We start from the raw sequence: 26,990 nt of genomic DNA, 5'->3' as shown, positions 1-26,990 counted from the left end.
GAAGATTGATATGAGTGCACGCGATGATATTCAAGAACTTGCCCTGAAAGAAGTCATGGGCGATCGTTTTGGTCGCTATTCAAAATATATAATTCAAGAGCGGGCCTTACCTGATATTCGTGATGGCCTAAAACCGGTTCAACGCCGGATTTTATACGCGATGGATCATGATGGTAATACGTTTGATAAAGGATTTCGAAAATCTGCTAAATCTGTGGGGAATATTATGGGGAATTATCATCCCCATGGTGATAGCAGTATATACGAAGCCATGGTGCGGATGAGTCAAGATTGGAAACTTCGTGCGATTTTAATTGAAATGCATGGAAATAACGGGAGTATGGATGGTGATCCACCAGCTGCCATGCGTTACACAGAAGCGCGGTTATCCAAACTTAGTGGGGAAATTCTAGAAGATATCGAAAAAGAAACTGTTGATATGGTTTGGAACTTTGACGATACAGAAAAGGAACCAACTGTTTTACCGGCAAAGTATCCTAATTTGTTAGTGAATGGTTCTACGGGAATATCTGCTGGTTATGCAACAGACATTCCTACTCATAACTTAGGCGAAGTCATTGACGGAACAATCTATCTGATTGATCATCCAAATGCCAGTCTTGATAAATTGATGGCATACATTCCTGGACCGGATTTCCCGACGGGTGGGATTTTACAAGGTAAAAATGAAATTAAGCAAGCGTATGAAACTGGGAAAGGGCGGGTGGTTTTACGCTCACAAACCAAAATTGAAAGTATTAAAGGCGGTAAGGAACAGATCGTTATTAATGAAATTCCTTACGAAGTCAATAAAGCCAATTTAGTGAAGAAGATGGACGAAATTCGTCTAAACAAAAAAATTGATGGTATCGCTGAAGTTCGTGATGAAACCGACCGAACGGGCTTACAAATTGTGGTGGAACTAAAGAAAGACGTGAATGCCACTGGGATTTTAAACTATTTGTTTAAAAATACGGAGTTGCAGGTCAATTATAATTTTAACATGGTCGCAATTGATCAACAACGACCGAAACAAGTTGGTTTAAGACGTTTTCTGGAGGCTTATATCACTCACCGTCAAGAAGTGATTACCCGCCGTAGTCAGTTTGATTTGAAAAAAGCCCGCAAACGTCAGCATATCGTTGATGGTTTAATAAAAGCATTGTCGATATTAGATGAAGTCATTGCGACGATTCGTGGCAGTAAAGATAAGAAAGATGCTAAAATGAACTTGGTAGAAGCTTATGAATTCACGGAAGAACAAGCTGAGGCCATTGTGTCGTTACAACTTTATCGTTTGACTAATACAGATATCACCGCTCTTGAGAGTGAAGCAAAAGACTTACAGGAAACAGTTGATTTCTTGATGAGCATCCTGAACAATCAGCACGAGTTAATGAAGCTGATGAAGGCAGAATTGCGAGATGTTAAAAAGAAATACGCTAACCCAAGAATGACGATCATCGAAGATGAAATCCAAGAACTTGTGGTTGACACAGAAGTATTGGTCACTCAAGAAGATGTGATTGTCACGGTGACCAAAGAAGGTTATATGAAACGTAGTAGTCTACGGTCGTTTGGAGCCTCTAGCCCCGATGAAATTGGTATGAAAGATACAGATTATCTGATTTTTGCTAAACAGCTAAATACTCTGGAACATGTGTTGCTGGTGACCAATCAAGGAAATATGATTTATCGCCCAGTTCACGAATTACCAGATATTCGCTGGAAAGATGTTGGTGAACACATCTCGCAACATATCTCAGGACTCGAAGTGGATGAAGTAGTGGTTTCCGTATTTGATTACAAAGATATTAATAAAGAGAAATCATTTGTCTTTATTACTCGGGATGGCATGATTAAACAAACCAAGATGTCAGAGTTTGCTGTCTGGCGAACGTATAAAGGTCGACCTACTATGTGCATGAACTTAAAAGGTGAAACAGAAGAAATCGTCAATTGTTATTTAGTCGATGATGGAGCCGACTTGGATATTTTCCTAGTCAGTTACCGTGGATTTGGTTTGCGCTATCCGCTAGCTGAGGTACCAACAGTTGGTGCTCGTGCCGCAGGCGTTAAATCAATTAATCTTAAAGACGGTGATTATGTTGTCAATGGTGTTCTTGTAATTCCAGAAGGGGATACACCCATTACTATTGTGACTCAACGAGGTTCGATTAAACGCATGTTGGCTCAAGAAGTCACGACCTTAAGTCGTGCTAAACGAGGATTAATGGTAATTCGCGAGTTGAAAAATAACCCTCACCGAGTGGCCTATATGGGTGAGTCAGTCGCTAATCAGGTGATTGAAGTTACCACTCAGAATAATACCCGCTATGAGTTTGAAGCGAAGGACTATCCTGTTAGTGATCGCACTTCAAATGGTTCCTTTATCTCTGACGAGAAAAAAGATGGATTAGTCTATGCTGTTAGAACCTTAACAAAAGTGATTATACCTGAACCTGATACGACTAATTAATCAAAAACCCATCCGATGAATTTCGGATGGGTTTTTCGTATACAATCTATTTCACAAAGGAAACCGTTTCTGTTATACAATATATCGAGTTAGGATAGTCTGTTATAGTACAGGTTTCCGGTATTTTAGCACAGCTTTATGAGAATTTAATTAAAGTTTGTTCAAAGATGTTCAAAGTTGAAACGCTGTTAAACAAGCCTTTTAAAAGATATTATCAATTATATTTGATAATTTGTTGGTTTTTATTCAAAATAAGCTTGTGATATTATGATCTTGTGTTATACTATGTTTATAAACCTGTTACATATGATGTAAATCATATAATCTTAAGGAGGCCCATTAAATGGAATCTTGGAATGGCTTTAAAGGAAAAAAATGGAAAACGAGTGTAGATGTCAGAAACTTTATTCAAGCGAACTACACAGAGTACACGGGTGATGATAGCTTTTTAGAACCAATCGCACCAAGTACTGACAAATTATGGACAAAATTACAAGAATTATTCGATGTTCAACATGAAAAAAATGGTGTTTACGATATGGATAACAATATTCCAGCTACCGTAACATCTCATAAACCTGGCTATTTAATCAAAGAAGAAGAAAAAATTGTTGGCTTACAAACTGATGTGCCGTTAAAACAAGCCTTTGCGCCTTTCGGTGGTATTAACATGGCGAACAATGCCTTAAAAGCAAATGGTTATGAAGTTGACGAAGAAATGACACACATCTTCACGGATTACCGCAAAACACATAATCAAGGTGTTTTTGATGCTTATACACCTGAAATGAGAGCTGCTCGTAAAAACAAAATTATTACTGGGTTACCAGATGCTTATGGACGTGGCCGTATTATTGGTGACTACCGCCGTTTAGCATTATATGGAATTGACTTCTTGATGAAAGAAAAATCAAAAGACCATGCGAACACTGGTAATAAAGTGATGACTGATGACGTGATTCGTTTACGTGAAGAAATCGTGGAACAATACCGTGCATTAGGTCAAATTAAAGAAATGGCAGCTGGTTATGGCTTTGATATTTCTAAACCTGCTAAAAACGCTCAGGAAGCTATCCAATGGTTATACTTTGGTTACCTTGCTGCAATTAAGTCTCAAAATGGTGCTGCAATGTCTATTGGCCGAGTTTCAGCTTTCTTAGACATTTACATCCAACGTGACTTGGACAATGGTGTTATTACTGAGTTTGAAGCTCAAGAAATGATTGACCACTTAATCATGAAACTACGCATGGTTAAATTTGCTAGAACGCCAGAATACAATCAATTATTCTCCGGTTACCCAATTTGGGCGACATTATCAATTGCTGGTATGGGATTAGATGGACGTTCATTAGTAACGAAGAGTGATTTCCGTATTTTACATACTTTAACTAACATGGGTCCTTCACCAGAACCAAACTTAACTGTTTTGTATTCATCTCATGAACCAGAAGGCTTCAGAACGTTTGCGGCTAAGATTGCCAAAGAAAGTTCATCTATTCAATTTGAAAACGATGATCTACTACGTGCTAACTGGGGATCTGATGACTGTGCTATCGCTTGTTGTGTATCTGCAACTGTTATGGGTAAAGACATGCAGTTCTTTGGTGCTCGTGCTAACTTAGCAAAAGCTGTCTTATATGCTATTAACGGTGGGGTAGACGAGATGACAAAAGCGCAAGTTGCGCCTAAATTCCGTCCAATGACTGGTGATACATTAGAATTTAATGAATTCATGGATCGTTATAAAGATATTTTAGATTGGTTAGCTGAACTTTACGTTAATACACTAAATGTTATTCATTACATGCATGATAAATACGCTTATGAAGCACCACAATTGGCCTTTATGGAAAGTGATTTAAAACGGACTTTCGCAACAGGTATCGCTGGTATTTCACATGCGACTGATAGCATCATGGCAATCAAACACGGGAATGTCCAAGTCATTCGTGATGAAAATGGTCTTGCGATTGATTACAAACCAATGAATGAATTCCCAACATATGGGAATGATCAAGAAGAAGCTGATGATATGGCTAACTGGATCTTAAACTACTTTATGACACAAATTAAACGTCAACATACTTACCGTAACTCTACACCGACAACCTCTTTATTGACAATTACGTCAAATGTTGTTTACGGTAAAGCAACTGGTAACTTACCAGATGGACGTCGTGCAGGGAAACCTTTGGCTCCAGGGGCTAATCCAAGTTATCAAGATGGCCAATACTTAGGTGAGAAAAATGGCTTGTTGGCCTCACTTAATTCGACAGCTCGCTTGGATTATACTCATGCTTTAGACGGTATTTCTAATACCCAAACGATTAATCCTAATGGTTTAGGTAAAGATGACAACACACGTATTAACAACTTGCGTAATGTCATGGATGGTTATTTCAATAATGGCGGTTACCATTTAAACGTCAACGTCTTTACAAATGAATTGTTATTGGATGCTCAAGCACATCCAGAAAAATACCCTAACTTAACTATTCGGGTATCTGGTTACGCTGTTAAATTCCGTGATTTAACGCCGGAACAACAAGCAGATGTTATTGCTAGAACTTCACATGACCACATGTAAGATTAGTATTGACGGATGATTAAATCAAAATACTAGCAACTATTAGTAAAAAGTTTTAAACTTAAAATAAACTTGAAGGGGTGACTGGGTGACTAAGCCAAGTCATCCCTTTTGAAATAGGGGAAGAGGAAGAGAGATGGCAGAGACAGCAGTAGGAAGAATTCACTCAACAGAAAGTTTTGGTACCGTTGACGGACCAGGCGTGCGTTTTATTGTTTTTACTCAAGGATGCCGCATGCGTTGTCAGTTTTGTCATAACCCAGATACATGGAAAATCGGTGTCGGCGGACGTGAAGTCACAGCAGATGAAGTTTTGGCTGAAGCAATTAGATACCGGAGTTATTGGGGTGAAAAAGGTGGTATAACAGTCAGTGGTGGTGAACCATTGCTACAGCTTGGTTTCTTAACAGATCTCTTTAAAAAAGCTAAAGCAGAAGGCATTCACACAACCATTGACACTTGTGGCAAGCCTTTTACTAGAGAAGAACCTTTTTTTAGTGAATTCCAAGAACTTATGAAGTACACGGATTTATTGTTGTTTGATATCAAGCATATCGATGCAGAGGGACATAAAGTGCTTACTCAGAATACAAATGAAAACATTCTTGAAATGGCTAAATATTTATCTGAAATTGGTAAACCGGTTTGGATTCGTCACGTACTAGTTCCTGAACGGACGGATTACGATGAATATCTAATTCGGTTGAATGCGTTTATTGAAACACTAAACAATGTTGATAAGGTTGAAATTTTGCCTTATCACAAAATGGGGATCTACAAGTGGGATGAACTTGGTCTGGATTATCCATTATTGGGTATTGATCCACCAACTCAAGAACGGGTTAAAAATGCTCAAGATATTCTTCATGTCAACGATTATCAAGGATATGCAACTCAAACTTACGGTCGTTAATCTTCTGGCACCAAGCGAATTGCTTGGTGCTTTTTTTTTGCTTGTGCGATATAATTGGACAGTATCAATTCATATATAGAATGGGAGTAAGTTAACTATGAGTCATTCATTAAAAAAAGTGGTTTCCATCGTCATCTCATTGATGGTTGGGGGGGCAATGGGCTATTATGTTGGATTTTATTTAACATCTCAATCACTGTCTGTTTATGAGACAATCACACTAGCTATTCTACTGCCATTATTTTATTTGTTTCATATTGTGATTCACGAAGCCGGCCATGGTTTTTTCGGCTATATGACAGGCTATACAATGGTTAGTTATCGGGTTCTGTCATACTTGTGGGTTTGGCAGGAAGAAAGTATTTCTTTCAGACGTCAAAAGGTACCAGGGACTCTAGGACAGTGTCTAATGCGTCCGCCAGCTTACGAGACAACTAACTATCCTTTTAAATTGTATTTACTTGGAGGGGTCCTAGCTAATGCTATCATCAGTTTGCTGCTTCTGATTCTATTTCCATCAATTTATACCCAGCTATTTTCAATCATTGGTCTCTTTATCGTGTTAACCAATGTCATACCCATGGGATTTAATGATGGAATGAGTTTAAAAATGGCATGGAGTAATCCTACTATGCAATTTTTACTCTTTTTACAGTTTGAGATCAACTATCAACTGTCGATTGGGAATACGTATGAGTCTTTACCAGTGGCCTATGTTTCACCCTTAAACACCTATGATTCGACCAATTATTTTATGACCTTTCATGCATTAGTTAGATACGCTTATAACCTTGAACGTTTAGATTTATCTCAAGGAAGAGCCGTTTTAGAAGTTCTATGGAATGATCGTCAGTCATTGATCGCCATTTATCAGGTAGAATTAAAAAAGGAGTTGCTGTTTTGTTTAGCTATTTTGGAACCTGAAGATCAACGCATCGAAGAAATAATGGCAGATAAACAGGTGACTCAAAGTTTAAAACAACCCTTAATGGGCAATAAACGAATTCTAGCAAGCTATCACTATTTTGTTCAGGAAGATTGGCACATGGGGGCAGCTCTCACTCAACAAGGACTGGAACTCCTTGATAAAGTCCCCCTAAAAGGAGATGCCATCGTCGAGCTCAAATTAATTGAGTGGCTTGATGAGCAAGCTGTTATTCACTTCAACAGGAGGGAAGTCCTATCTTAAATCAGCCGAAAGCCCGTCGCTCACGTTATCAAAAAGTAGCGGTGGACGTAGCAAAACGCATTTCACAAAATGAATTCCAAGTGGGAGATAAACTACACGCCCGTTCAAAACTAGCCAGCTATTACAATGTTTCTCCAGAAACTGCTCGCAAAGCTGTAACGGTCCTTGTTGATTTAGATATTGTGAAAGTAAAGCACGGCAGTGGCTTTACGGTAGCTTCCACAACTTTAGCGAGAGAATTTGTGGAACAATATCATGATGTTCAGTCAATCGGAGATTTAAAAGCCATGTTGGAAGACAGTATGATTCGCCAACAGGAAGAACTTAGTTTTTTTGCTGGTGCCTTAAATCAATTGTTGACTCAAACTGACAATTTTTATACAACTAATCCATTAAATCCTTTTCACGTGAAAGTGACAGAAGATTGTCGTTATTTAAATGAGACTGTGGCAGATATTAACCTGTGGCAACAGACAACAGCCACCTTGATTGCGATTAATCGTGAGAATGAATTATTTGTCTCCCCAGGACCTTACGCCCAATTATTGGTTGATGATTTACTTTACTTTGTAGGCAATGATTTATCTAATCAACAAGTTGAAAAGTTGTTTTATCCGGAAGAATAGTTAGTGATAAGAATAAAAAGAGACTACTATAAGTCAGTTATCCTGATTTATGCAGTCTCTTTTTCGTCATCTTGTAAATCCTCTTGTAACAAGTATGAAAACGTCTAACATCGGTGGTTAAACTTGTAATTATCGTGAATAATTAACAGGTTTTTTTGACAAAGTGACTATATCGTTATATGGTTGATAAGTCACTTTTACATGGAATGTAAGAGAATAAGTTTAGTTGGAGGAACTAATTTGCCAAAAGTAAAAATTGAAAATTTAACCAAAATTTTCGGTAAAAAAGTAAAACAGGCTTTGTCGATGACAAAGCAAAGTAAAAGTAAAACAGAAATTTTAAAAGCTACAGGAGCAACAGTTGGGGTCTATAACGTAAATTTCGAGGTTGAAGAAGGAGAAATTTTTGTTATTATGGGGTTATCCGGTAGCGGTAAGTCGACGTTGATTCGTTTATTGAATCGTTTAATTGAGCCAACAGATGGGAATATTTTTATTGATGATCAAAATATTTCGACTTTAGATAAAGAAGGGTTAAGAGACGCACGGCGGACTAAAATGAGCATGGTTTTTCAGAATTTTGGGCTATTCCCTCATAAAACAATTCTCGAAAATACGGAGTTTGGTTTGGAAATTCGTGGAATACCTAAAGTGGAAAGAGAGCAAAAAGCACTTCAAGCTTTGGAAAATTCAGGCTTGTTACCGTATAAAGATCAGTTTCCCAATCAATTATCAGGGGGGATGCAACAGCGAGTTGGCCTGGCCCGTGCTTTAGCAAATAATCCAGAAATCTTACTGATGGATGAAGCTTTTTCCGCTTTAGATCCGCTGATTCGTCATGAAATGCAAGATGAACTATTGGACTTGCAGGCGACTGTTAAAAAGACTATTATTTTCATTACTCATGATTTAAACGAAGCCTTACGTTTAGGTGATCGAATTGCTTTAATGAAAGATGGAGAAATCATGCAAGTTGGCACTGGTGAAGAGATATTGAAAAATCCTGCCAATGATTATGTGGAAAGTTTTATTGAAGACATCGACCGTTCGAAAGTCTTAACGGCTGAGAGTATCATGATTCCTGGGATTACGACAAACATCGATGTTGATGGACCAAATGTGGCCTTGAGCCGTATTAGAAAATCCGAAGTCAGTTTACTAATTGCTGTGGATCGAAAACGTCAATTAAAAGGTTATGTAACTGTTGACGATGCCTTAAGAGCTCAGAAAGAGGACTTGCCTTTAGCTGATGTAATGCGAACAGATATCATTGCAATTGAGCGAGATACGCTATTAAATGAGATTTTTGATTTAATTCATGATTCACCTGCTCCAGTAGCTGTGACTGACAATGGTCGGCTATTAGGGATTATTATTAGAGGTGCGATTGTTGCGGCTCTGACTAAAACAAATGGGGTGACTAATAATGAATAAAACAATTATGATGACAAAACTACCTGTTGCTAAATGGGTGACAATCTTTGTCGATTGGCTAACGGAAAGTTTCGCCGGGTTCTTTAGAATCATTCAAGTAGTGGGACAGTTTATTATGGACTCTTTCACATCGTTACTGGTGATGATTCCTCCCTTTATTTTCATCATTCTTATCGTAGTTGCCGCTTATTTTGCCTCTGGTAAAAAATGGGGGTTAGCTGCTTTCAGTGGTATTGGGCTATTATTCATTTATAATCAGCAACTGTGGAACGATTTGATGAACACTATTACCTTGGTTATTGTGTCAAGTTTAGTCTCTGTCATCATTGGTGTACCATTAGGGATCTTGATGGCTAAAAAGGATAAAGTGCAGACAATTGTGACACCTTTCCTTGACTTTATGCAAACGATGCCCGGCTTTGTTTATTTGATCCCAGCTGTCGCATTTTTTGGAATCGGCGTTGTTCCTGGGGTCTTTGCCTCGGTTATTTTCGCTTTACCGCCGACTGTTCGATTCGCTAATCTGGGAATTCGTCAAGTGCCGACTGAATTAGTTGAAGCTTCTGATTCCTTTGGTAGTACTGGATGGCAAAAACTCTTTAAAGTAGAACTGCCATTGGCGAAGAATACGATTATGGCAGGAATAAACCAAACAGTTATGCTAGCATTATCGATGGTAGTCATCGCTTCAATGATTGGTGCACCTGGTTTAGGACGTGGCGTCCTTTCAGCCTTACAGCGTGCCCAAGTTGGAAATGGTTTTGTGAGTGGCGTAGCTATTGTGATTCTTGCAATCATTATCGACCGCTTTACGCAATACTTAAATAAGGACAAATATGAAGGTTAAAAGGAGTTTTTCTGTGAAACAAACTAAATGGCTAATGGTTTTATTTTGTTTATTTGCCCTCGTCCTTAGTGGGTGTGGCCAAAAACAAAATGATAGTAAAGGAGACGTGTCTCTTGTATACGTAGAGTGGGACACAGAATTAGCATCAACTAATGTAATTGCTCAAGTAATTGAAGAAATGGGCTATAACGTTTCTTTAACGCCTCTAGATAATGCTATTATGTGGGAATCTGTGGCGAAGGGAGAAGCCGATGGAATGGTGGCAGCTTGGTTGCCAAATACAAGCGGCGCTCACTACAAGAAGTTTAAAGACCGAGTGGATAATTTAGGTGTGAATTTGCCAACAGCTCGTGTGGGTTTAGTTGTGCCAACGTATATGGACGTGGATTCGATTGCTGACTTAGATGATGAGGCTAAAAAAACAATTGTTGGGATTGAACCTGGCGCTGGTGTCGTGATGGCGACTGAAAAAGCGTTGGAGGATTATCCTAATTTAAAAGACTGGACCATTGATACTTCCTCTTCAGGTGTCATGACTGTCGCTTTAGACCAAGCCATACGCAACAAAGAAGACATCATCGTAACTGGCTGGTCACCACATTGGAAGTTTGCCAAACATGATTTAAAGTATCTGGATGATCCTGAAAATAGTTTTGGTGGAAAAGAGTCTATTAATACGATTGTTCGTCAAGGGCTCAAAGAGGACTTACCAGAAGTTTATCGAGTACTAGATAATTTTCAATGGGAAGAAACCGATATGGAAGAAGTCATGTTACAAATCAACAAAGGGGAAGACCCCGAAGTAGCAGCTAAAAACTGGATTGAAAAAAATCCAGATAAAGTAGCTAAATGGAAAGAATAGCCAACAATCATTTTTCTCTGAGAGAAAAATGATTGTTTTTTTGAGGAGTGGCTTAAAACGAATGTCTAATTGGCTATAATTATGATACAATATACAAGTGTTTAGGGATAAAAAGCTTTGATAGAAAGAAGGTTCGTCGATGAAAGATCACCCGAGTAAATTAATTTCCTCACGGGCGTTTGCTTATTTTTTGCAACTGGCAGAGACTTTAAATTACACTAAGACAGCTCAACTTTTAGGCATTACTCAACCGGCGTTGACTCAACAAATAAAAAAATTAGAAGCCAAACTGGAAGCTAGTCTTTTTTATACGGTGGGCAAACAACTGCATCTAACAAAAGCTGGTTTAATCATGAAAGAAACAGTTGAATCGATTTACGAAGTCTTATTAGAAGCTACTGAGCGCATTCATGATGAGAACTCCAGTACTCGAGGGAAAATAACAATTGGGATTTCTGCTTCTGTCGAAGATAAGGTCTTCACTAAATTTATCACAGAGTATTTCAAAGAATACCCGGAAATAGCAGTAACCCTCTTTATGGTTGGTCGAAAAGAAGTCTGGGAGTTTCTGGAAAAGAACCGTATTGACATTGCAATTCTTTACTTGCCTACTGGTGTCTTACTGAAACACAAAGATTTCGCTTCCCGTAATATCATTCATGATGAGCTACTCTTTTTACACCATAACGAGGAATTGAGTGACAAAACAAGTATTAGCTTTGACGAAGCAGTGGCTTTCCCTTGGGTATCTTACCCTAAAAGTTATTTCGTTTCCCAAGTGATTCAGGCGGCCTTTGAAAAGCGTGGTTTAACTTTACCAGAAAGTGTGGCTCATTTTACAAAACCCGATCAAATGTTCCGTTTTAGTAATGAAACCGGCACGAATACCGCCTTGCCTCGTTCTTTTTTCCAAGCACACCAAGGCGAGGGCGTTCTTAGGGCCATCCCTTTTGAACCACCGATTCAATTGGAACTTGCCTTTGTTTACCGTAAAGAAAAACTGGAAGTCCCACGAATCAAACACTTTTTTGATGAGTTTGGTCAGTATGTGAATAATGAGAATTACATTTCTCGTTTAAAAAATAAAGAATAAAGGAGTCATATTTATGTCTAAAGTTTTAATTTTCGGGCACCAAAACCCCGATACTGATGCTATTACATCAGCGATTTCATTTGCTTATTTACAACAACAACTGGGGGTCGACGCTGAAGCGGTCGCTTTAGGAACGACAAGTGAAGAAACGGATTATGCCTTAACTCATTTTAAGACTGCTGCTCCACGCGTCATTGAGACGGCTGCTAATGAAGTGTCACAAGTTATGCTTGTGGATCACAACGAGGCGCAGCAGAGTGTGAGCGATATTAAAGATTTGGAAGTATTGGCCGTGGTCGATCACCATCGGATTGCCAATTTTGAAACAGCGAATCCTCTTTATTATCGTGCAGAGCCAGTCGGATGTACTAATACAATTCTGCTAAAATTATTTAAAGAGCATGGCATTGATATTCCACAAAATATTGCAGGTTTAATGTTATCAGCTATCATCTCTGACTCACTGTTGTTTAAATCACCAACGTGTACAGCAGAAGATGTTGCGGCGGCAAAAGAATTAGCGGTAATTGCTCAAGTCGACATCGAGGCTTATGGTTTAGAGATGCTCAAGGCAGGAACAAACTTAAGCACGAAAACAGAAGATGAGCTACTTAATACAGATGCTAAAAATTTCCCAATGGGCGATAAACAAATTAGAATTGGTCAGGTTAACACTGTTGATGTGAATGAAGTCCTAGCTCGTCAAGCAGCTTTGGAAGCGGCAATGGCCGCGCAAAATACAGAAGGTGGCTATGATTTATTTATTTTAGTCGTGACAAATATTTTGGCTAGTGATTCTGCGATTATTGTCGTAGGGGACCACCAATCTACAGTTGAAGCAGCTTTTGGTACAACCTTGGTTAATGGGGTTGCTCATTTGCCAGGCGTCGTATCGCGTAAAAAACAAGTAGTGCCGCAATTAACTGAAGCATTCAAATAAAGAGATAAAGCGGCAACTTGAATCTGTGAGTTGCTCTTTTATTTTCGAGCTAGACAGTTTACATAATTTTATTATGTAAACTGTCCGGTTCTCTATTAATAAAATCCGCCGGCTATTTAGAAAGATAAAAACGATAGATGGAGTGATGATATGTTTGAAATGGTTAAAGTACCATTTTTAAAACAAACCGACGCCTTTGAGTTGATTAATTTAAATCAGCTAGGATTAATACATAACTGGCTGTCTTCTCAAGATAGTGGAGCTAGTATGCAAGAGATAAAAAGAGCAATCTCTTGGCCAAAGGCAGACCGGGAAATGGAATTGTTTGTTAGTCACAAGTTAATTGAAAGGGATAAACGTTTATACTCTAGTTTAGTTCCTGAGGTATCAGTTGAAAGACTAAAAAAATTGCTTGAACTGGCTACGACTATAACGGCTGAATTAAGTTACTATTTATTAAGCGAATTTCCACTTTTAAAAAACAATCCTTGGCTCATCACGTACAGTGTGTCACGATTGAAGCAAAAGGATCTTACTCGCATAATTGCTTTACCAACTAAAACTGTTAGCCCCGTGATGTCAACTTGTCAAAAATGTGGTCATTACTTATTTATTGATATTGATGGGCTTGATAATAAACCTATCGGATTAGCTAATTATTTTTCAGGCTTGCCAATAACACCAAAGGGCCAACAGTTGTTTGAGAAGCTTGGCGATGTCAATGCCAATTATTTTCTTGAAATGGCCGGCAAACAGTTAAGCTTAATTCAAGATGGTCAACAACCTAGAAGAAGTCGTAGCAATATTTTTATTGAGGCCTTAGTGGCGTTTGATTATATTATTGAAACGGATCATTATCACTTAACTAGGAAACTAAGTGTCATTGATAAAACTGAATTGATATCAGGTCTTGATATTATCGAAAAGGCGATTATGAACAGTCTTATCAGCCATCAACGAATCAATGAAGTGGAGTATGACTTACTTAAAGCCTTGGTATTTAATGAGTTACTTAAACGTAATCAGAATACGAAAGAAGTTATCTTTTTAACTGAAAACAAACAAACCAGTAAATGATTGCAATACTGGTTTGTTTGTTTTTATAGGGTTGTAAACGTTTTTTGAAGTTAAGGTTAAATAAAATAAGTAATTATCATTGACTTTTAATCTTCAGTCGAGTAATATTAGACAAAAGACAGGCGATGAGAAAGATTAGTAATAATTGATTGATTTTCAAGAGAGCTAGCGGGGCTGAGAGTTAGTAAATCACAATTATGAATGGACTTTTGAGCTAAGTGCTGAAAGCTAGTAAGCACATTCGGATGATTATCCGTTATCAGAATCACTAAGTGGATTGACTAGTCAATCAATTAAGGTGGTACCGCGGGTTTCTCGTCCTTATTTTCATCAGAAAATAAGTGTGAGGGCTTTTTTATTTTAATTGAATACAATAATGCGTCAAGCAGGAAGAGTACTTTTTATTGGTTGCTTTCAGAGAGTTAGCGGTGGTGTGAGCTAATAGCAAAAGAAGAAGGAATGGGCCTGTTAGTGAAATCTTGAAGTAATAGTAGGGATTTACGGGAGCTCCCGTTATAGAGCAGGTTATTGTTAGATAACCGTTGAGATGGATATATTTATCCAAATTGAGGTGGCACCGTGAGTGAAATTCGCCCTCAAATGATTATTAATAATCATTTGAGGGCTTTTTTTATTTTTTTGTAGGTCGCCAGAAAAATCTGGTTAAATCAGAGGTAGTCAATCTGTTGATTTGGTTAAAGCTGGATAGGTTGATAGGAATAATACTAGGTATATTAAGAAGGGATGCTTGAGAAATGAGAAAGATTAAGACGATGTCTGCGGACTGTTTAACAGCTATAAGTATTTATTTACGATTAAAAGGAATGAAAAAGAGTTTACTGGAAAGTATTCCTCGAGATAAAAATCAGGCACGCTATTCAATTGTCGGGGTTGATCCAGTTCATGAAATTAGGACCTTTGGTCATGAATTAAGAATCGATGATCGAATTGAAGAAGTGAAAGATCCGTTAAAAGCAATTGAGTCATTTTTAAATCGAGAGGGTGAGTCCACGACACTCCCTTTTGAAGCAGGGGCTATCGGTTATGTAGGCTATGACGTCTGTGCCTTATATGAATCGGTTGGGGAGATACCTACGGATCAGTTAGGCATTCCGGATTGCCACTTTTATGTCTATGAATCGTTTGTGGTATTTGATCACCTTAAGGAACAAGTCACATTGGTTCAAGACAATCTGTATTCTCAGCGAAGTGAAGCTGTTTTGGAAAAGAGTTTACAAGAGATGGTTCTCCAATTAAAAGAACCTCATTTAGATGAACAGAAAAAAATAAATCTAGAGCCTTTAACGTTTACAAGCAACCTTAGTCAAAAAGAGTATGAAGGTCTTGTTTTAAAAAGTAAAGAGCTAATCCAATCAGGTGATCTTTTTCAAGTTGTACCATCACAACGACTGTCAGCCAAATTTACTAGTGAGAGCTTTGACTATTATCGGGGGTTGCGATTAAGTAATCCTTCAGCCTACTTGTATTATCTTGATTTTGGTGACACAACCATTATTGGGTCCTCTCCTGAAAGTCTTGTTAGTGTTCAGGGAGATAAAGTATTAACTAACCCGATTGCAGGTACCCGTAAGCGGGGCGGAAGCATCCGTGAGGATCAGGTGTTAGCAGAAGAGTTGGCTCAGGATGAAAAAGAATTAGCCGAGCATAAGATGCTAGTCGATTTAAGTCGTAATGATATCAGTCGGATTGCCGAGGTTGGCTCAGTTACGGTCCCAGTTTACTTAGTAGTCGAAAAATATCGTTATGTGATGCACTTGGTTTCAGTAGTCGAAGGTCGCTTGCGTTCTGATGTAAGTGCTATGGATGCACTTAAAGCTACCTTACCAGCAGGCACTGTTAGTGGCGCACCAAAGATTCGAGCCATGCAACGAATTTACGAAATGGAACCTGTTAAACGGAATGTTTATGGTGGGGCGGTGGGTTATTTAACTCACTCAGGAAAAGCTGACTTTGCGATTGCTATTCGAACGATGGTGTTACATCAGGGAGTGGCTCATGTACAAGCAGGTGCTGGGGTGGTTCATGATTCTAATCCGACAAAAGAATACGAAGAAACGTTGCACAAAGCTAAAGCACTAGTGGAGGTTTACAACTATGATTTTACTTGTTGATAACTACGATTCATTTACTTATAACTTACATCATTATTTAAGCCCTTTTGGCGAAGTTATCGTCCGTCGCAATGATGCTGCTGATCTTTGGGAGATGGCCGAAGAAGCTCAAGGTATTGTTTTTTCTCCTGGCCCAGGGCGACCAGAGGATGCAGGCGAGATGAAAAAATTAATTGCTCACTTTGCTAATTTAAAACCACTGTTAGGCATTTGTTTAGGTCATCAAGCCATTGCCCAATATTATGGTGGTTTGATTACTCAAGCCAATGAAATACGCCATGGCAAAGTGTCTACGATGATTTGTCAAAAAGAAGATCAATTGCTAGCAGGTTTGCCCAATGAATTCGATATCATGCGCTATCATTCCTTGGTCCTACGACCAGATACTTTACCGGATGAACTAAACATCCTCGGGGTAGCAGCAGATGATCAGGAAATCATGGCTTTAAAACATCGAAATTTACCCGTCTACGGCTTGCAATTCCATCCTGAGTCCATTGGAACTGATTATGGACTAGCCTTATTAAAGAATTTTATGACGTTAATTATTGAGAAAGAAGGAAATTCAGATGAACGAATTAATGATCAAACTATATGAACAGGAAAATCTTGAATTAGAAGAGATGAAGAGTCTTTCCCAACAATTATTTAAAGGCGAATTAAGTGAGGCTCAAATCGGCGCCTTACTCATTGGGTTAAAAATAAAAGGGGAGACAGCAGAAGAAATGGCAGGATTAGCTGAAACAATCCGTGAATTCTCAGTGCCAATTGACACCGAATTGACGGATACGATTTGTAATTGTGGAACCGGTGGGGATTTATCTAATAGTTTTAACATCAGCACAACCGCTGCGTTTGTATTAGCTGCAGCGGGGATGAAAGTGGCAAAAACTGGCAACCGCAGTATTTCAAGTAAAGCTGGCAGTTTTGACACTTGCGAGGCATTAGGAATTGACTTTTTAGTTTCTGCTGAACAGCAGGCTCAACAACTTGCTGAAATTAATTTGACGTTTCTATTTGCCCCCCATGTTCATCCGAGAATGAAATATGTAATGCCTGCTCGTAAAACACTTGGCACACCAACAATTATGAATTTGATCGGTCCCTTAACTAATCCGGTCGCTTTGGAATATCAGTTAATGGGAATTAACCGTCGTAGTTTATTGAAAAAAACAGCGGAGACGATTCAAAAATTAGGTCGGAAACGAGCAATCGTTGTAAATGGGCCTTATGAAATGGATGAAGCTTCTTTAGCTGGTGAGACTCATTATGTTTTATTGGCTGAAGGGAAAATCACTGGTCATGTATTAAAACCGGAAGATGTGGGGCTCCCATATTATGATTATGAGGCTATTCAAGGTGGTGATGCCTACGAGAATGCAGAGATCCTGTTAAACGTCTTAAAAGGCCACAAAAGTCCTTATTACGATACCGTTTTGCTTAACGCTGGTCTGGGATTATTTGCTGGCGATAAAGTCAGCTCAGTGCAAGAAGGCGTGCATGAGGCTAATCAGCTCTTGCAAAGCGGGGCTGCTTATCAAGTATTAACCGATTTATTAGCATTTCAAGCAAATTTGAAAGTAGGAAATTAAACAATGAACAATTTTTTATCTAAGATTATTGACGTGAAACGAGAAGAAGTAGCTCAGTTGCCAGCGGAAGAACTAATTGCTGTAAAAAAACGCCCTGCTTTGTATGACACCGTTAAAGGACGATTACAACAAATGCACCTGATTGGGGAAGTTAAGCGCGCTTCTCCTTCTAAAGGCGAAATAAAGGTAAGTGTCGATATTATCCAACAAGCAAAGGCTTACGAAAAAGCTGGGGTTAGTGCTATTTCTGTATTGACGGATGAACAATTTTTTAAAGGTTCTATCACGGATTTGAAAGAGATCGCCGCTCAAATTGACTTACCAATTTTGTGCAAAGACTTTATGATTGACGAAAAACAACTTATTCGTGCTCGTAATGCTGGGGCTTCTATTGTTTTATTAATTGTGGCTGCCCTCGATCAGGAAAGCTTGATTCGCTTATATCAGGTAGCCACAGATTTGGGCTTAGAAGCCCTTGTTGAAGTTCACAATCTCGAGGAGCTGAAAATTGCCGAGGCCCTGGGCGCAAAGTTAATTGGTGTTAACAACCGTAACTTAGCAACATTTGAGGTTTCCTTGGATGTCAGTCATCAGTTAGGGCCAGAATTCACCACGTCTGCGATCTATTTCAGCGAATCTGGAATTCGTGATTCAACTGAAGTAGCTAGCTTAACGGCCCACTTTAATGGAGTATTAGTCGGAGAAACATTGATGCGAGCTGAAAATCCTAGAGCTGTAGCAGATAGTTTACAGGTGTCAAGATGAAGGTCAAAATCTGCGGCTTAAGGCACAAGAGAGATATTGAGGCAGCTGTGACAGCCGGTGCTGATTATATTGGCTTAGTATTTGCCGAAAGTCGCCGACAAGTTAGCGTTAAAGAGGCTCAAGAGTTAGCCAAGTGTATCCCTAATAATGTAAAGACTGTAGGTGTTTTTGTTAATCCCTCATTGACTGAAATCACGGAAGCAGTCAATGCAGTCCCACTTGATGTGGTTCAACTGCACGGTCAAGAAAGTTCGGCTTTAATAGCGAACATTGATGTTCCTGTTCTCAAAGCTCTCACACTAAGAACAGGGGAGGAGTTATCTGAGATGGCTTTATATCCTGAGCATGTGACTTTTTTGCTAGATGCTCCTGGTGATGCCTATGAGGGCGGCAGTGGCCACGTTTTTGATTGGCAAGGGATTAACCCAGAAAGTTTACCCATGGAGCGTATCTTCATCGCAGGTGGTTTAAACGTTGAAAACATCCGAGAGGCTATTCAATATTTTAAACCTTATGGAGTGGATGTCTCATCAGGGGTTGAAACAGATGGGCAAAAAGACCCGTCAAAAATAATCGAATTTATCGCAAAGGCGAAAGGGGAATAAACAAATGAATTACGAAGCACCGACAAAAAATGGGTTTTACGGCCAATATGGTGGACAATTTGTGCCAGAATCATTGATGAAAGCTGTCAAAGAATTAACTACGGTCTACGCAGAATCAAAAGAAGATAGTGCTTTTCAAGCAGAACTTGACTATTATTTAAAACAGTATGTAGGTCGAGAAACCCCACTTTATTTTGCTGAACGACTAACTGCTGCAGCAGGGGGAGCCAAAATTTATTTAAAACGAGAAGATTTGAATCACACTGGTGCCCATAAAATTAATAATACAACGGGTCAGGTACTACTGGCTAAACGGATGGGAAAACAAAAAGTTGTCGCAGAAACAGGGGCTGGTCAGCATGGTGTGGCCACAGCCACAGTGGCAGCACTATTCAACATGGAGTGCACTATTTTTATGGGGGCAAAAGATGTTGAACGGCAGGCTCTAAATGTTTTCCGAATGGAATTACTAGGGGCCAAAGTTGTAAGTGTCGAATCAGGAAGTCAAACCTTGAAAGATGCCGTAAATGAAGCCTTGCGATTTTGGGTTGCTAATGTTGAGGACACTCACTATGTGATGGGCTCAGTTTTAGGTCCCCATCCTTTCCCTGAAATCGTCCGTGATTATCAAAGTATCATCGGTAAGGAAGCTCGCCAACAGTTTTTAGCTTTAGACGGTAATTTGCCCGATGCACTAGTAGCTTGTGTGGGCGGCGGTAGCAATGCCATGGGACTTTTTTATCCCTTTGTCGATGACCAACAAGTGGCTATGTACGGTGTGGAAGCAGCTGGATTAGGTCTGGAATCGGGACAGCATGCTGCCTCCATTACGAAAGGAAAAGAAGGTGTCTTACACGGAGCTTTAATGAAAGTATTACAAGATGAAAACGGGCAAATCGAAGAGGCATTCTCAATTTCAGCAGGCCTGGATTATCCTGGCTTGGGTCCAGAACATTGTTATTTTGACGATTTAGGTCGAGCTCGCTATGTCAGCATCACCGATGACCAGGCTTTAGAAGGATTTCAATTGCTTTGCCAAACAGAAGGGATTATCCCTGCTTTAGAAAGCTCTCATGCCATTGCTTACGCTGTAGAATTGGCAGCAAAATTAGGACCAGACAAATCAATGATTATCTGTTTATCTGGTCGAGGAGATAAAGATGTGGCTCAAATTAAAGAACGTTTTGAAGGAGATCAAGTTCATGGTTAAATCATTGGAAACACATTTAAAAGGTATCAGAGATGATGGGTACGCGCTGATTGTTCCTTATATAATGGCTGGTGCACAGGGATTGGATCAATTGGAGGATGAGCTACAGTTATTGGAGGCAGCAAATGTCAGTGCCATTGAGATCGGTATACCATTCTCCGATCCTGTAGCGGATGGCCCAGTAATTCAAACAGCCGGTTTAAAAGCTTTAAAGGCAGGGGTTACCCTTCAAGGGATTATTGAGGTGATTCAAAAAACACATGTACAAACACCTTTAGTAATCATGAGTTACTTTAATCCGATTTATGCCATGGGTGTAGAAGAATTTATCTCTGCCATTAAAGATACGACAGTAAAAGGCTTGATCATTCCAGACTTACCTGCTGAGCATCAGGATTATTTACGACCTCATTTAGAGGGAACTGATATTGCCATTGTTCAATTGGTATCTTTGACTAGTCCAGAAGAACGAATCAGTGAACTTGTTAGCCAAGCAGAAGGGTTTATCTACGCTGTGACAGTGAACGGAACGACGGGGCAACGACAAGATTTTGATTTATCAGTTGGTAGTTATTTAACGTCATTAAGCCAACAGACGGATGTCCCCGTTCTTGCTGGTTTTGGAATTTCACAGAAGGCGCATGTCGAAGCCTTTGTCAAAAGCTGTGACGGAGCTGTTATTGGCAGTAAAATAGTTAACTTATTTTTAGAAAACAGAGCTCAGGAAGTTAAAACCTTTATGACTGAAGTTTCCGCTATCACTATTTAATAAAAAGCCGGCCATCCTCCGAAGGAGAGTGGCTGGCTTTTTAGGTTTATTTGGTTTTTTGAAAATGAATAACAGCTCCAAGAAGATTGGCATCATTTTTAAATTGGCATAATTGAATATTAGGTTGGGGTAAGTCTTCCTGATTATAAAAGAGGTTTTTGAATATCGTCAGCAATCCACTCTGGTCTTTTAGCAACTCAGCAACTGCTTTTTTTAAGCTAGGTAGCAAGTCTTTATTATTACTGATACCACCACCAATTCCAATCAATTCTGGTTTGAACGCCCCGTTGATTGAAATCACAATTTCAGCTAAAGATGAATACATAGAAGCGACTTCCTTAGTTGCCACAGGATCGCCTTCATCAGCTAACTGAAAAACATCTTTCCCATCAATCGCTGATGGCAGTTTCAATTTCTTTAAGGAAACTCTTCTTGCAATATGGACAGGGGAAACTTTGCTGTTGTTAAAGGTCTTAACACCATCGGCCACTAATTTATCTAACTGGTCAATTTTGTCGGATCCTTCTGTAGTGATGTCACCACCTTTGACGACAGCCAGACCGACACCTGAACCGATAATCAAGAAAACAGCTTCCTGATGACCAACACCAATGCCCATTGTCATCTCGGCTAGAGCAGCACTATTTGCGTCATTGAGCATTGAGACAGGCAAATCAACGGCATCAGAAAATTCTTGTTGAAACTCACCTAAATGTAAAAAGGGGACATAACTAAAGCCATTGACCATTCCCGTAGTTTCATCGGTATCCCCAGGGCAACTAAGAGCTATGCCTGAGAATTGGTAGGTATCTTGATTAGCTTCTATCAAGTCATTGATCGCTTCGTAAAATAATTTGCGCGTAAGTGGAGTGGGGAAGCTATCTTTTTCTATCAGTTCATCCTCATGCCATATTCCGTGTTTAACGGCTGAACCGCCAACATCTAGTGCTAAAAGAGTCAATCTAGTCACGTCCTTTTCTGATTCTTTTTTACGAATAAACATATTATCCATATCATTATATTAAGGGAAATTGAAAAGAAGTGCAAAAGATATCACTTTTATCTTAAGAATGAACAGTTTAGTTATATTACTAGTAGAAAACGTTTCAAAAACTGCATATCATCATGAAGAATTTGATTTGGTTAATTTTGGCAGAGATGTTATATTAAACATGTAAATGTTCACAATAATTTTGTTTAAATTTTTTTCATCCTATGGGGGAAAGTAGCGGAAACTACTTTCCTTTCTTTTTTTGTTTTTCATTAAGCTGTCCCTTTATGAAAATGCTAGCTAGAGTTAAGCCGTATCTCGTGTTACAATATTTATGGAAAGAGTTGAGTAGTTGGCTGGAGAGCCGATGAGTTAAGTGTTAACTATGGAAGGAGAGGCTGCGATGAGTGAAAGTGATTTCAGAGAATGGTTACAACTCTCTAATCAATCTCTGATGAAAGAGCAGCGATATATGCTTTATTATCAAATATTTTTAACGTTTACATTGGTATTATATGTGGTACGTTGGTTACCAATGTTTTGGATGATTATTTGCTTACTCGTAGCAGTTGCGATCTATAAGCGATCTTTCGATGAATTAGCTTATATTAATATGACTCTTTACTCACTAGAAGATAATTTGCCTTTGGAAAATGATTCATGGTATTACAAAGACCCTCGTTATCCATCTGGCGTCATGCTTTTAAAAACCAATTTAGCCCAAGTTATAAAGTATAATAATTATTTAGGGTATCGCATCTTAATATATATCCTACTTGCTATTGTGTGGTATTACATCAGCTAAATTTAAGATAAAATAACCCAAGAGCCATCTTTATGTTCGTGGGTTATTCATTAATTAGAACCATCTTTTCCAAAATAACGCTTAGCATAATAATTACCAACTGCTTGATCAAAGTAGGCAGTGGCTAAATAATAAGTCACTTTATCTGGTTTGGTAATTACCTGACTGCCTAAGACAGCTTCACTTAAGTAGTTACTTAAAAAGAGGGTTTCAACTATAATTATCCGGCTGTTAAGTTTGTTGAAGTGTTCTGGGTTCACAATATTATTAAAGGCTTGATAATAGGCCAAGTTTGTCACAATTAAATGAGCCGGTGTTTCGCCAACCAGTTGTGTTAATGTCTCAGTAAAATCAAGATAGGAACTGTTGGCAGTAACTTTTGACATTGTTTGTGGGTTATAAGATGCCAGTATATCCGCATCCTCTTCAGAACTTTTCATACCGGCATTTGTTTTTGTAAATCATCAAAGCTGGTTAACTGCTCTGTTTTCTCTAAATGCGGGAGAAGTGGGGCAGCGCCGGCCAGATTACGCTGATTGTCATCTGCTGTCAATCGATAGAAATTGATAAAGTGAGTAAGTTTAGTTTCAGAATGACCATCTTCATGTTTCAAATATGGCTTAAAATTATAGCCATTAATCGTTTTTCTACATCGACCACTAATTGATTATAGCTTCTGGTTGCTGGCTTTTCTGCGGGGATTTGGGCAGTTTTCAGCCATTCAGCATTTACATACTCGTAAAAGTCATTTTGTGGTGTATTTATTCTTTTTAATTGTCATGTTATTCCTCCTTTAAAACGTAACACTGCAATTCAAATCTAATCTATTACACCTCAAGAGATAAAAAAAGTGGTTAATAATAGATCTGCTATATATAAGACCTATCAAAATTATGCTATAATTACAGAAGCTAGACAGACTATATCGATAAGTTAAAGGGAGTAAATTATGAAACAAGCACGTCAAAAATCAGTAAACCAAGTAAATGAAGGGCAACACATTCAACATGAGGCAAAGGATAGCCTACGATTGAACAAATTCATCAGCGATACAGGGCATTGTTCTCGCCGTGAAGCTGACCGTTTAATTGAAGCGGGCCGAGTCACTGTAGACGGAGAGTTAGCCGTTGTTGGTCTAAGAGTTATGCCTGGTCAAGTTGTGGCAGTTGACGACAATCCTGTTGCTTTAAAAACTGAGAAAGTATACATCGCTTTACACAAGCCAAAAGGCGTTACCAGTACAACAGATCAAGCGGTCGCTGGAAATTTAACTGATTTTATGAATTATCCTGAAATGATCTTCCCGATTGGCAGGCTAGACAAAGATTCCACTGGGTTGATTTTACTGACTAATGATGGTGATATTGTTAATAAAATCCTTAGGGAAGAGAATGGTCATGATAAGGAATATCAAGTAATGGTTGATAAAAAAATCGAAGGTGATTTTGTCATAAACATGGAGACAGGGGTTGAAATTTATAACCCAGTGGCAGATAAGCGTCAAATCACTTTGCCAACAAAAGTCGAAGTGATTGGTCACAAAAGCTTTAATTTAATTTTAAATCAAGGGTTAAACCGACAAATAAGACGTATGTGTCAAGAACTTGGTTATCAGGTTGTCAATTTGAAACGGAAACGAATCATGAATGTTAAACTCGGAAATCTTGCTGAAGGGCAATGGCGTTACTTAACTAAAGAAGAATTGATCGATATAAATGAGGCAATCAATAAGAACTGACAAAAAAACTTCCTGAGTGACTAATTCAAGGAAGTTTTTTTGTCATCTGATCTAAAATTAATTAACATAATTAAACTATTGTAAACTCAAATAAGATTATGAGCAAGTTAAATCGATTTTAATCGAGTAGGTATCGACAGGTCTTCATAAATTAATGTTCTGAATTACTGTTGAAGGTCGGTTTCAAGAAGGAAGGGGGCTGTGAATAAGTGGACTTTAAAATTATTTAATTTTAGTTTACATAATATATATTATACAAAGTAGTTTTTAATGAAATATGTTAAGCCCAGTCATAGCAACTGTTTGAGACTGAATGAAATTGAAACATAATTGACTGAAAAATGATGGTTGGGCTAATCTTGCTACTATAAAATAAACGTTCACCAGTTTCTTTATCGTATTGTTGGAAAGTGCCGTTGGGTTTTGCATGATTATCAATTGACATATTTGGCAGTTCGCCATAACGACTTATTAATAATTTTAACTGTTTTTGTGTTACCAGCTGTTCCTCAAAGTATTTCTGGAGCATACGTTTTGTTCATTGATATCTCCAACTGTTTTGAGACTAACATTTCAGATTCAATCTCGACCATGTCTATGTAATCAATTGATGAAGTGGTCATAGAATCGTCGTCAAACACTTGATTTCCATTAGTTAAGACTTGATTTAAACTATCTAACAATTCGCTTTTGACCATTAGCGTTGGTTCAACTCAGATTTAGAGTCCTTAGCAAGTCCTTTTCGTTGATCTGTCATTTATAAGCGTTCCTAGCTATTCAGGCTGATAAAAGCCAAAGTTTCAATAGCTTTGTTAGCACGTTCGTGTCTAAACTTAATTTATGTGCGTTGATAAAATGTAATTATTTCATTTAAATTTTAACCACTACGTTGCTAAATTTTTGTTGTGTCTTAACTTTCCTGAAAACAATTATTTGAGCGTATGTCGAACGAACCATCTTACTCAAAATTAAAAGATCTATTCCGTATTAAATCATACTTAAAATACAGTTAGCATTGCCTTGTTCTCTATCTGTTTAAATGGGGTTATCCCCCTTCCCCATTCGTTTTCTATGAGTCTGATTTTTATGCTATATAGCGATTTTTAGATAAACACTTGCCTTTTATCCGATTTGAATTTGATTGTATAACTTATTCCCATTTTTTTCGAGGAGAAATACATCCGACAAGGTTATTTAGAGAGTTTAGTATCATTTTCTGAGTTTAATTAAACGATGTTTCCTTAGATTTCGATACTTCAACTTTATAAAATCGTCTTTTCTCAATACCGCTAAGCAAGTGTTATAATAAAGAATTACTTCGTTTACTTTTTCAATATCAAAATTGTCATATCGTTTACATTGCTTATCAATTCTTAACTCAATTTTAAATGTATTAATTCCTTTACTCATAATAAATAAAATTTCTGAATGATCAACTACCATAAAAAACAACTCCAATCGCTTAATATACTATTAGCATATCAATAAACAAGAAAATAACCTAAACCAAAATACGCCCCTCAAAACGAAAAAGGCGTTTAATCGAGTGTTTTGCGTGTAATAAAATACAAATAGATATTCGACTCTTGTTAATTTTATTACGAAGTTTCGATTACATCATCAGACTAGAGGTTGACATGTTAACAAAATAGATTCTTTAGTTGACATAATATTATTATAGTTGATTTAAACCTTGTTCTAGATAAACTTTAGCCATTAATACGGCTTGCATCTCAGGATAGGTCCAATTCGTAGGTAAGGACTCTCTTACGATAACTTCAGCAATTTCCGAATTTGGCTTAATCCCAAAATCCTCGATAGAAGCTTCGTATAAAGCTCCAAAAGTAGTACTTCCAATTTGATAATAACCCTTAAACGATAATTCATAGCTGTTTGCGCCCGTTTCTTCGACTAACTCACGACGGGCACAGGCTTCAATCGTTTCACCGGTTTCTCGACGACCACCGGGACTTTCTAGCGTCTCTCGTTCTTGGTGTCTGACAAAAACATGTTTTCCTTGATAAGAACAGATGATAACGGCAAATGTTAATTGTTCATCTTTTATTTCTTGAGTTGGTAAAAAAGTAATCGACATGTCTCCCCTCCTCCTTAAGGTAATCATAGAGTTGGTTGTATTAATAATCTTGAACACTTTACATGTGTTGAGAATAACTAGTGTGATTATCTGTTTGTGTTAACTATAGACCTGCCTTTATGATTTAAGTATAACGTAAGTTAAATCATGATTTCAAGCCAAAAAAAAGAACCCATTTTTTCAAGAGGCTGCTGAAAAAGTTAAATAATCAAGGTTGTATAAAACGATTTTTGTTTTA

General features: G+C 38.2%; 23 protein-coding genes, 1 pseudogene and 2 other annotated features. Of the genes and pseudogenes, 19 read left to right on the top strand and 5 right to left on the bottom strand.

Annotated features, from left to right (window positions below; genetic code table 11):
* The first annotated feature begins 10 nt into the window (after positions 1 to 10).
* From parC to trpA, 17 genes and pseudogenes are all read left to right on the top strand, one after another.
* Positions 11 to 2,479 (top strand): DNA topoisomerase IV subunit A, encoded by a 2,469-nt coding sequence (gene parC, locus RWN13_RS07330; RefSeq protein ID WP_314061828.1) that lies wholly within the window; start codon positions 11 to 13, stop codon positions 2,477 to 2,479.
* Between the two features lie 343 nt (positions 2,480 to 2,822).
* Complete coding sequence (gene pflB, locus RWN13_RS07325; RefSeq protein WP_314061827.1) at positions 2,823 to 5,069, top strand: formate C-acetyltransferase; 2,247 nt, start codon at positions 2,823 to 2,825, stop codon at positions 5,067 to 5,069.
* A gap of 136 nt (positions 5,070 to 5,205) precedes the next feature.
* A complete protein-coding gene (gene pflA, locus RWN13_RS07320; RefSeq protein ID WP_314061826.1) occupies positions 5,206 to 5,982 on the top strand; it encodes a pyruvate formate-lyase-activating protein in 777 nt (258 codons plus the stop codon).
* Between the two features lie 97 nt (positions 5,983 to 6,079).
* Entirely contained in the window at positions 6,080 to 7,171 is a 1,092-nt protein-coding gene (locus tag RWN13_RS07315) for a hypothetical protein (RefSeq protein WP_314061825.1), read from the top strand.
* Positions 7,165 to 7,797 carry a GntR family transcriptional regulator gene (locus RWN13_RS07310; protein ID WP_314062002.1) on the top strand — a complete coding sequence of 211 codons (633 nt, stop codon included), beginning with the start codon at positions 7,165 to 7,167 and terminating at the stop codon, positions 7,795 to 7,797. The genes RWN13_RS07315 and RWN13_RS07310 overlap by 7 nt, the downstream gene beginning before the upstream one ends.
* Before the next feature lie 240 nt (positions 7,798 to 8,037).
* Positions 8,038 to 9,231 (top strand): glycine betaine/L-proline ABC transporter ATP-binding protein, encoded by a 1,194-nt coding sequence (locus RWN13_RS07305; RefSeq protein WP_314061824.1) that lies wholly within the window; start codon positions 8,038 to 8,040, stop codon positions 9,229 to 9,231.
* Between the two features lie 7 nt (positions 9,232 to 9,238).
* A pseudogene (locus RWN13_RS07300) lies at positions 9,239 to 10,940 on the top strand (ABC transporter permease/substrate binding protein).
* A gap of 139 nt (positions 10,941 to 11,079) precedes the next feature.
* On the top strand, positions 11,080 to 12,033 hold the full coding sequence (locus RWN13_RS07295; protein ID WP_314061823.1) for a LysR family transcriptional regulator: 954 nt from the start codon (positions 11,080 to 11,082) through the stop codon (positions 12,031 to 12,033).
* Positions 12,034 to 12,046: 13 nt separating this feature from the next.
* Positions 12,047 to 12,973, top strand: a complete 927-nt coding sequence (locus tag RWN13_RS07290) for a manganese-dependent inorganic pyrophosphatase (RefSeq protein WP_314061822.1) — start codon at positions 12,047 to 12,049, stop codon at positions 12,971 to 12,973.
* A 150-nt stretch (positions 12,974 to 13,123) separates the two neighbouring features.
* Complete coding sequence (locus RWN13_RS07285; protein ID WP_314061821.1) at positions 13,124 to 14,050, top strand: hypothetical protein; 927 nt, start codon at positions 13,124 to 13,126, stop codon at positions 14,048 to 14,050.
* 116 nt (positions 14,051 to 14,166) lie between these two features.
* Positions 14,167 to 14,376 (top strand) — a binding site (T-box leader).
* A gap of 46 nt (positions 14,377 to 14,422) precedes the next feature.
* Positions 14,423 to 14,651: a binding site (T-box leader), on the top strand.
* Between the two features lie 154 nt (positions 14,652 to 14,805).
* Positions 14,806 to 16,182 (top strand): anthranilate synthase component I, encoded by a 1,377-nt coding sequence (trpE, locus tag RWN13_RS07280; RefSeq protein WP_314061820.1) that lies wholly within the window; start codon positions 14,806 to 14,808, stop codon positions 16,180 to 16,182.
* Positions 16,166 to 16,780 carry an aminodeoxychorismate/anthranilate synthase component II gene (locus RWN13_RS07275; protein WP_314061819.1) on the top strand — a complete coding sequence of 205 codons (615 nt, stop codon included), beginning with the start codon at positions 16,166 to 16,168 and terminating at the stop codon, positions 16,778 to 16,780. Before trpE ends, RWN13_RS07275 begins: the two co-directional genes overlap by 17 nt.
* Positions 16,752 to 17,774, top strand: a complete 1,023-nt coding sequence (trpD, locus tag RWN13_RS07270; RefSeq protein ID WP_314061818.1) for an anthranilate phosphoribosyltransferase — start codon at positions 16,752 to 16,754, stop codon at positions 17,772 to 17,774. The genes RWN13_RS07275 and trpD overlap by 29 nt, the downstream gene beginning before the upstream one ends.
* 3 nt (positions 17,775 to 17,777) lie before the next feature.
* Entirely contained in the window at positions 17,778 to 18,539 is a 762-nt protein-coding gene (trpC, locus tag RWN13_RS07265) for an indole-3-glycerol phosphate synthase TrpC (RefSeq protein WP_314061817.1), read from the top strand.
* Entirely contained in the window at positions 18,536 to 19,144 is a 609-nt protein-coding gene (locus tag RWN13_RS07260; protein WP_314061816.1) for a phosphoribosylanthranilate isomerase, read from the top strand. Before trpC ends, RWN13_RS07260 begins: the two co-directional genes overlap by 4 nt.
* Positions 19,145 to 19,148: 4 nt before the next feature.
* Positions 19,149 to 20,354 (top strand): tryptophan synthase subunit beta, encoded by a 1,206-nt coding sequence (trpB, locus tag RWN13_RS07255; protein WP_314061815.1) that lies wholly within the window; start codon positions 19,149 to 19,151, stop codon positions 20,352 to 20,354.
* Entirely contained in the window at positions 20,347 to 21,123 is a 777-nt protein-coding gene (gene trpA / locus RWN13_RS07250; protein WP_314061814.1) for a tryptophan synthase subunit alpha, read from the top strand. Before trpB ends, trpA begins: the two co-directional genes overlap by 8 nt.
* 46 nt (positions 21,124 to 21,169) lie before the next feature.
* On the opposite strand, the gene RWN13_RS07245 is transcribed toward trpA, so the two are convergent.
* Positions 21,170 to 22,126: an ROK family protein gene (locus tag RWN13_RS07245; RefSeq protein WP_314061813.1), complete on the bottom strand. Its 957-nt coding sequence runs from the start codon at positions 22,124 to 22,126 to the stop codon at positions 21,170 to 21,172.
* A 391-nt stretch (positions 22,127 to 22,517) separates the two neighbouring features.
* On the opposite strand from RWN13_RS07245, the gene RWN13_RS07240 reads away from it, so the two are divergent.
* A complete protein-coding gene (locus RWN13_RS07240) occupies positions 22,518 to 22,919 on the top strand; it encodes a hypothetical protein (protein WP_314061812.1) in 402 nt (133 codons plus the stop codon).
* A gap of 50 nt (positions 22,920 to 22,969) precedes the next feature.
* Here RWN13_RS07240 and RWN13_RS07235 read toward each other — a convergent pair whose 3' ends face one another.
* Both RWN13_RS07235 and RWN13_RS07230 read right to left on the bottom strand, forming a co-directional pair.
* Positions 22,970 to 23,359 (bottom strand): hypothetical protein, encoded by a 390-nt coding sequence (locus RWN13_RS07235; protein WP_314061811.1) that lies wholly within the window; start codon positions 23,357 to 23,359, stop codon positions 22,970 to 22,972.
* Positions 23,360 to 23,528: 169 nt separating this feature from the next.
* Positions 23,529 to 23,684 carry a hypothetical protein gene (locus RWN13_RS07230; protein ID WP_314062000.1) on the bottom strand — a complete coding sequence of 52 codons (156 nt, stop codon included), beginning with the start codon at positions 23,682 to 23,684 and terminating at the stop codon, positions 23,529 to 23,531.
* Between the two features lie 184 nt (positions 23,685 to 23,868).
* On the opposite strand from RWN13_RS07230, the gene RWN13_RS07225 reads away from it, so the two are divergent.
* Entirely contained in the window at positions 23,869 to 24,657 is a 789-nt protein-coding gene (locus RWN13_RS07225) for a pseudouridine synthase (RefSeq protein WP_314061810.1), read from the top strand.
* A gap of 280 nt (positions 24,658 to 24,937) precedes the next feature.
* On the opposite strand, the gene RWN13_RS07220 is transcribed toward RWN13_RS07225, so the two are convergent.
* The gene (locus RWN13_RS07220; RefSeq protein ID WP_314061809.1) at positions 24,938 to 25,186 is read right to left on the bottom strand and encodes a hypothetical protein; all 249 of its coding nucleotides are present in this window, start codon (positions 25,184 to 25,186) and stop codon (positions 24,938 to 24,940) included.
* A gap of 1,146 nt (positions 25,187 to 26,332) precedes the next feature.
* Positions 26,333 to 26,752 (bottom strand): NUDIX domain-containing protein, encoded by a 420-nt coding sequence (locus RWN13_RS07215; protein ID WP_314061808.1) that lies wholly within the window; start codon positions 26,750 to 26,752, stop codon positions 26,333 to 26,335.
* Positions 26,753 to 26,990 lie beyond the last annotated feature (238 nt).

It is taken from the genome of uncultured Vagococcus sp. (assembly GCF_963518325.1).
Classification (GTDB): Bacteria; Bacillota; Bacilli; order Lactobacillales; family Vagococcaceae; genus Vagococcus_D.
Note: the sequence above shows the minus strand (reverse complement) of the source record. Positions and strands in the feature narration are given on the sequence as shown.

Coding starts and splice junctions, on each gene's coding strand:
- trpE (WP_314061820.1), top strand. CDS start 14,806: ATGAGAAAGATTAAGACGATGTCTGCGGACTGTTTAACAGCTATAAGT.
- RWN13_RS07240 (WP_314061812.1), top strand. CDS start 22,518: ATGAGTGAAAGTGATTTCAGAGAATGGTTACAACTCTCTAATCAATCT.
- trpC (WP_314061817.1), top strand. CDS start 17,778: ATGAACAATTTTTTATCTAAGATTATTGACGTGAAACGAGAAGAAGTA.
- RWN13_RS07215 (WP_314061808.1), bottom strand. CDS start 26,752: ATGTCGATTACTTTTTTACCAACTCAAGAAATAAAAGATGAACAATTA.
- pflB (WP_314061827.1), top strand. CDS start 2,823: ATGGAATCTTGGAATGGCTTTAAAGGAAAAAAATGGAAAACGAGTGTA.
- RWN13_RS07290 (WP_314061822.1), top strand. CDS start 12,047: ATGTCTAAAGTTTTAATTTTCGGGCACCAAAACCCCGATACTGATGCT.
- RWN13_RS07275 (WP_314061819.1), top strand. CDS start 16,166: ATGATTTTACTTGTTGATAACTACGATTCATTTACTTATAACTTACAT.
- RWN13_RS07245 (WP_314061813.1), bottom strand. CDS start 22,126: ATGTTTATTCGTAAAAAAGAATCAGAAAAGGACGTGACTAGATTGACT.
- trpA (WP_314061814.1), top strand. CDS start 20,347: ATGGTTAAATCATTGGAAACACATTTAAAAGGTATCAGAGATGATGGG.
- pflA (WP_314061826.1), top strand. CDS start 5,206: ATGGCAGAGACAGCAGTAGGAAGAATTCACTCAACAGAAAGTTTTGGT.
- RWN13_RS07285 (WP_314061821.1), top strand. CDS start 13,124: ATGTTTGAAATGGTTAAAGTACCATTTTTAAAACAAACCGACGCCTTT.
- RWN13_RS07225 (WP_314061810.1), top strand. CDS start 23,869: ATGAAACAAGCACGTCAAAAATCAGTAAACCAAGTAAATGAAGGGCAA.
- RWN13_RS07295 (WP_314061823.1), top strand. CDS start 11,080: ATGAAAGATCACCCGAGTAAATTAATTTCCTCACGGGCGTTTGCTTAT.
- RWN13_RS07260 (WP_314061816.1), top strand. CDS start 18,536: ATGAAGGTCAAAATCTGCGGCTTAAGGCACAAGAGAGATATTGAGGCA.
- RWN13_RS07220 (WP_314061809.1), bottom strand. CDS start 25,186: ATGCTCCAGAAATACTTTGAGGAACAGCTGGTAACACAAAAACAGTTA.
- RWN13_RS07315 (WP_314061825.1), top strand. CDS start 6,080: ATGAGTCATTCATTAAAAAAAGTGGTTTCCATCGTCATCTCATTGATG.
- RWN13_RS07235 (WP_314061811.1), bottom strand. CDS start 23,359: ATGAAAAGTTCTGAAGAGGATGCGGATATACTGGCATCTTATAACCCA.
- trpD (WP_314061818.1), top strand. CDS start 16,752: ATGAACGAATTAATGATCAAACTATATGAACAGGAAAATCTTGAATTA.
- trpB (WP_314061815.1), top strand. CDS start 19,149: ATGAATTACGAAGCACCGACAAAAAATGGGTTTTACGGCCAATATGGT.
- parC (WP_314061828.1), top strand. CDS start 11: ATGAGTGCACGCGATGATATTCAAGAACTTGCCCTGAAAGAAGTCATG.